The sequence below is a fragment of the Aquiflexum sp. genome (genome assembly GCF_977115555.1).
In genome coordinates, this window is sequence record NZ_CDSBKL010000221.1 from 1 (window position 1) to 6717 (window position 6717).

General features: G+C 41.2%; 3 protein-coding genes. All 3 read right to left on the reverse strand.

All coding sequences use genetic code 11. The features are described 5' to 3' along the window. Positions 1–246: 246 nt before the first annotated feature. Positions 247–2607, reverse strand: coding sequence for an ABC transporter permease (locus ACZFYI_RS13155; RefSeq protein WP_462524589.1), 2361 nt, complete (start codon positions 2605–2607; stop codon positions 247–249). 613 nt (positions 2608–3220) lie between these two features. Beyond that, positions 3221–4159, reverse strand: coding sequence for a DUF4097 family beta strand repeat-containing protein (locus tag ACZFYI_RS13160; protein WP_462524590.1), 939 nt, complete (start codon positions 4157–4159; stop codon positions 3221–3223). 140 nt (positions 4160–4299) lie between these two features. After that, a partial coding sequence (locus tag ACZFYI_RS13165) for an ABC transporter permease (protein WP_462524591.1) occupies positions 4300–6717 on the reverse strand: 2418 nt, incomplete at its 5' end.

Below are 6717 nucleotides of genomic sequence, written 5' to 3' on the forward strand. Positions count from 1 at the left end.
GTAGTTTCGAATCATGGGATTGTGGATTTTGTGGTTGTAGTGGTTATAGTTGTTGTAGTTGTTGTCTGCTTCGCGTTGTCAGGTTGTCATTGTTATCGAGGTTGTCGAATCCCTCATTCTGAGTATAGCGAAGAATCTCTGTCTTTTTTTGTCAGATTTAGTGCGACTGCCTACTGCACCTGATTACTGTTCATTTTTGTACCCCTTCGGAATTCATCATTATCAATTCAGAATTCATAATTTCCCCTACTCACTCTTCAGCGTCTTAGCAGGATTTACAATGGAAGCTTTGATCGCTTGGGAACTCACAGTCAGCAATGCAATCAGCAAAGTCAATCCTCCAGTCCAAATGAAAACACTCCAATGGAGTTCTGTTCTGTAAGCAAATGAATCAAGCCAATCACTCATGAAATACCAAGTAACCGGAATTCCCAGCAATACAGAAATAAATACCAACCGCACAAATTCAGAAGAAATCAATCCTACCAAACTCGCTACTGTAGCTCCCAAAACCTTTCTTACTGAAATCTCTTTTTTCCTTCGCTCAGCAATAAAAGTCGCCAATCCAAATAACCCCATACAGGAAATCACCACCGCTATTCCTGTAAATATGGAAGTCAAGAAAGCCGTCTGTTCCTGAGACCGGAATTTGCTGGCGTGCTCCTGATCTACAAAACTGTATTCAAATGGAGAATCAGGATTAAACTTGTCGAATACAGTTTTTATTTGAGCTAGAGAGTTTGAGAGATTTTCACCTTCCTTGATCCTGATATGAATGAAATTCAACTGCCGCTCAGGCCCTATGACTACGATAGGCTTTACCTCATCAAAAGGAGAACCCATGATGAAATCTTTTACTACTCCGACAACTCTAAACTCATAATCATCATCCTTTATTATTTGCCCTATGGGATCATCAAAACCCATGATTTCGGCAGTCCGTTCGTTGATAATCACTGAAAGACTATCATTGGCATAGGTATAAATATCTATATCCCGTCCTTTGACCAATTCCATACCTGCCGTTTGTACGAGATTTGCATCTGTACCCATTCGGCTTATATTGGGCTTAAAGTTTTGGTCTTTTCCTTGCCAATTCATTTGATCCGTGTCACTGTATATTTCTGTCAAAGGAGAAAATGTATAAGAAACTGAGGCCACTCCTGGCAAAGTGAGTAATTCGTTCCTGAGGGCAGCTTTATTGGTCCTCATATTTTGAGTTACCGGGTGAAAAATCAGGTTGTCTTTTATTAGACCAAGGTCACGGTTTTGGACATAATTCATCTGATCTCTGATGATCCAAACACTTGAAATCAAAATCACCACAACCGCAAATTGGAAAACCACCAATACTTCTCTAGGCTTCACTCCCAATCCTTCTTTGGTATTCAATTTTGATTTCATTGCAATGGCAGGCCGATAAGAACTCATCAAAAATGCAGGATAGCTTCCGGCCAAAACGCCGATTACCAATACATAAACAGCTGAAATCCCCCAGAAAAAAGGCTGTGTAAAAGGACTTTCAAGATTTTGTCCTATCAATTCCTTGAACCAAGGAAAAATAAGGGATACGATGACAATGGCAAATAAATAAGCTGCAACAGCAATCAAGGTCGATTCAGCAAGAAATTGACTGATCAGCATTCCCTTTCCTGCTCCTGATAGTTTTCTAATCCCAACTTCCTTGGACCGCATGTCGCTTTGAGCGGTACTCAAATTCACAAAATTAATCCCTGCGATGAAAAGCACGATGATCGACACGATTCCAAACATGCGTATCAATTCGATTTTGCCACCTACAGATTGTCCATTTTCAAACTTGGAATAAAGGTGCAGATCCTCGAAAGGAAAGAGAAAATCAGAAATATCGTCGTAATCTGAATTATTGGCAGTGAAGCTTTTAAACTTTGTATTGAAATCATCCAGCGAAGCACCTTCGTTAAGCATCGCAAATGTCCGGTAGGAATTATTTCCCCAAAAATCATCTACCCAGCCCATTTGGTCTAATTTTTTGAAAGAGCAAAATACAGTAAATGGAAAATCGGTATTCTCAGGTAAGTCTTTAATTATAGCGTTAACTTCGAGGTTTGTCTCTTTTCCAAGCATGACCATTTTCCCCATTGCTGATTCCTCTCCGAAAAGCTTTTTGGCAACGGACTCAGTCAAAACAATACTTTCAGGATCAGCCAAAGCCTGCACAGGATCACCTTCTATGGCTTTAAAACTAAACATCTTAAAAAATCCCGGTTCGGTAAAGGTCGCTTCCTCATAAAAACTATTGTCGTCTACGGTCAATAGCAGAGGATCCCATTCGGTGATTCGGGCCACTTCCTCCACCTCAGGAAATTGATCCTTCAAGGCAGGTGCATAAGGTGCAGGAGTATAATCCCAGGAGAAAATTTCACCCTGACTGTTACCATTCCTCCATACGGCATATACCCGGTCCGAATGTTCATGAAAACGATCAACCGAAAGTTCAAATTGAACCCAAATCAGTATTAAGATGGAGGCAGCCATTCCAACCCCAAGTCCTGCAATATTGATAAATGCATAACCTTTGCTTCTATTGATATTTCTCCAAGCGATTTTGAGGTAGTTTCGGATCATGGGATTGTGGATTTAATGGTTTTTGTGGTTGTAATGGTTCTAGTTGTTGTAGTGGTTGTAATTGTTCTCTGCTTCGCGTTGTCGGGTTTCATTTTTGTCGAGGTATCCAGTCTTGCATCTTGTGTCTCGCATCTAGTGTCTTTTCTGTTTTCTGCTTCGCGCTGTCGAATCAGGTTGTCCGCGGTCCATTTTGGTTCGGGCCTGGTACTTGGTACATGATTCTTGGTTCCATTTATAGTCGAGTTGCAAAATTCTTCAAAACCAATTCATCAATCTGAATTTAACTAGACTCGATTCTTGGTTCTCGTTTCTTGCCTCTCCCTCATTCTCAATTATCTTTTCCCTTACTTCTTTACCCCTTCAATACCAGTTCCATGCCATCAGAAATCTCATCCTACTGCCAAAAAAAGCCTATTTTAAGTTTAATCGTTTATATTCTCCGAACAATTTTGTCCGCCAGTGGGCAAAGTAGTTATCCCACCAACAATCCAAATTTGACTCCCCTACCAAAAAAAAATCCACCGGTCTGGATTTCCGATGGATCTATTCTATATAAGTTCAATAGGTTTTTTTCATTTAGACTGCTTCAAGTCTTCAGACTTGGGCTGGGAGATCAGTTTCCAAACTCCAGCTTGATACTTCCTCCAGAGCTTTGCATGGTCACAGGAATTCCTCCACCATTCATTTTGCCGAGTATTCTATCTCTTTTAATCTCGCCATTGAAATTGGCTATAGTGGAATTCACACTTCCCCCTGAAAGATCCAAGTCAAGCCCCATCCCCTCAGGAATAACCGCGGTGATACTTCCCCCGCTGCTTTTCATGGTCAGGCCATTTTCCAAAGTATTCATTTGGGCTTTGATTGACCCGCCGCTGCTGCTGACATCGATGCTTCCTTCCATTTCTTCCAATACCACAGATCCCCCTGCAGAAGAAATGCTAAGGTCTCCGATCATTTGGTTGATCTTGATGGATCCTCCACTAGTCTGAATGCTCGCATCTCCTTTAAATTCTTCCAAACGAAATGAGCCTCCGGAGCTTTTGGTAATCAATTCCCCCTCGCTTCTATAAATCTTGACACTCCCACCACTTGTGTTGACTTCATGTTTGCCTGAAATGTCTGACATGGAAATTGACCCGCCACTTGATTTGACCGAAGTGGACATTTGGTGAGGAACCGAAATATGAAAGGACAGATTGATCTTATTGTTAGAATTCCAACCCCAATTCCCCTTTTGCTTGGCACTAACTGAAATCTTGTTTCCATTTTGTGAAAAATCCAGTTCATAGTTTTCTAACATTTCCTCTACTTCTGAATTTGGGGACTCTACTGCCTTGCCTTTGTATTTCACATACATATCTATTACTACAGCATTGCCGCTGTTTCCTGAGACCGAAATTGCTGATCCGGAAGTCGTTACTTCCAAGTCTCCGGGGGCATTCACTGTGAAATTCTGACTACGATAAGGTGTCTCATTGTCTTGGAATGCAGAAACAGGTCCTCCAATTAGGAGGAGAAAAAGAAGGAGTACTAAAGGTTGATGATTTTTCATAATTGGTTTTGTTTATCGATTATACTTTTACATTCTACTATTATGCCATGGAAAAAGGCTCCAAACTTTAAATAGAGCCACTTTTAAATTTTTTGAGAAATCCCCATCGGACAAAACCGTCCGCTGTCGGGCAATCAATATCATTCATTTTTCAATTGGTCCACAGGATTTAAGGTAGCCGCCTTGAAACTTTGATAACTGATCGTCAGCATGGCTATGACTAGAGAAATGAATCCCGCAAGAGCAATCATTATCAAATCTATGTCCACACGGTATGCGAAGTTTTTCAACCAAAAATCTGTCAGGAGGAAATAAGAAACCGGCCCTGCCAATACAAATGCCAAGAGCACCAAAATGGTAAAATCCTTACTTAGGATTCCTAGGAGGTTGGGAACTGAGGCACCAAGCGCTTTTCGGATACTGATTTCCTTGGACCGCTGTTCAGTAGTATATGCTGCCAAGCCAAACAATCCAAGACAGGCGATGAAAATTGCCAAAATTGTGAATACCAAAATGATATTACCCATCTTTTCCTCTTTCTGAAAAAGTTGGTTGAAGTCCGCATCAAGAAATGAATATTCAAAAGCCGCTCCATTGGAATTTTTTTTCCAGATCCCTTCCAGGGTTTCCAATTTATCCGATACATCACCGGGACCGATTCTGATGGCAAGTTCATTTTGGTTTTCCGCAGTTTCGAGCAGCATCACGAGTGGTTTCACATTATGTTTTAAGCTTTCATAATTATAATCCTTCAGCACCCCGATCAATTTTTTATAACTTGAATTCTCTTCCCAAAATCCCATGATCTCCTGAGTTCCATCGACCTTGTCCCAGCCCATTTGTTTAAATATGGTCTCATTCACAATGATAGCGCCTGTATCGCTCGGGATATCTTTGGAGAAAAACCTCCCACTCGCCATTTCTAAGCCTAAAGTCTCCAAGTGGTCTTCATCCACGGTGGTAATATTTGCCAAGATATCCTGTTCCTTGTCTTTGGACCGGACTACAGAACTCCAGTCCAACTTGGGAGGAAGGGCATTTGAAAAACTCGCATTTACAAATCCAGCTTGGGCAAGAACCTCCTGTTTGAAGGCTTCGGCATTGCCTCCTAATGACCTGACATGACGCAAAGCAATCACGTTTTCTTTGTCAAATCCCAAATCCTTTTCCTGCATGTATTTCAGTTGCTTGTAGACTACCATACTGCTGATAATCAAAGAAATTGAAACAAAAAACTGGAATACTACCAAGCCGCTTCGGAGTTTGGAACGCTTTAGCCCTGCTCTCAATTTTCCTTTCAAAACCTCTACAGGAGAAAATGATGTCAGGTAGAATGCAGGATAAGAACCTGCCAAAATTCCCACAAAAACCATAAATACAAAGATCAACAGGATAAAGCCTGGTTGGACAAAAAACTGCAGGCTCAAATCCTTGCCGGAAAGTTCATTGAATGGTCTTAAAGCCAATAGTATCAGGAGCAAAGCAATCAACCCTGAGATCAAACTAAACCCTATAGATTCAGAGAGGAACTGCCATATCAAGCGACTCCTTTGGGCTCCAATAGATTTCCTGACCCCAACTTCTTTTGCCCTTCTTGCTGACCGGGCGGTTGAAAGATTCATGAAATTGATGCAGGCTATAAGGATGATAAAGAGGGCAACTGCTCCAAAAATATAGAGGTATTGGAAATTTCCAAGCGGTTTGAGTTCATCAGTTAGATCGGAATGCAAGTAAATGTCCAACAATGGCGTCACCTGAAAATTATAGGAATTACCCTGTTCATAAAAAGCTTCCAAGGAAACCCCGAGAAACTGCAAAATCTCTTCTCCAACATTTTTTTCAATAAACCTTGCCAATGCCGTATTTACACTTGATAGGTCCGCCCCTTCCAAAATCCGGAAATAGGTAAAAATATTGTTACTCGTCCAATTGGTGTACTCATAAAACCACCAACCTTCCCCTGAAAGCAATGCATCAAAATCAATATGGGAATTTCGGGGAGGATCTTGGACTACTCCTGTGACTTCCATTTGGGTTTTTTCGGACCCCGTCAGGATCATTTTTCCGATTGGGTCCGACTCCCCAAAATATTTACGTGCAGTAGAGGAAGTAAGTACTATTTTATTTGGTCCGGTCAGGGCAGTTTTGGGATTTCCTTGGAGCATTTGATATCCAAAAAACTCCAAAAAATTAGGATCGACAGAAAGAACAATTGGTTCTGTAAATGCATTTTCCTCAAAAGTCAAAGGAAAAGTTCGTAATAAGCCAAACCGGACAGCATCTTCGACTTGAGGGACTTCTTCTTTAAGTGCTTCGGCCAAAGGTGCGGGTGAGGTGGCAATGGCGATTTCATTTTCATTCAACACCCCTGTCACATTTACCCTGTAAATGCGCTCCGAATTTGGAAAGAAAGTGTCATAACTGAGTTCATCAAGGATAAAAAGCAATATCAAAATACTGGCTGCCATTCCCAGACTCAGGCCGATGATATTGATGGCCGAATAGCCCTTATTCCGTTTGAAGTTCCTAAATGCGATTTTGAGGTAGTTTCTAATCAT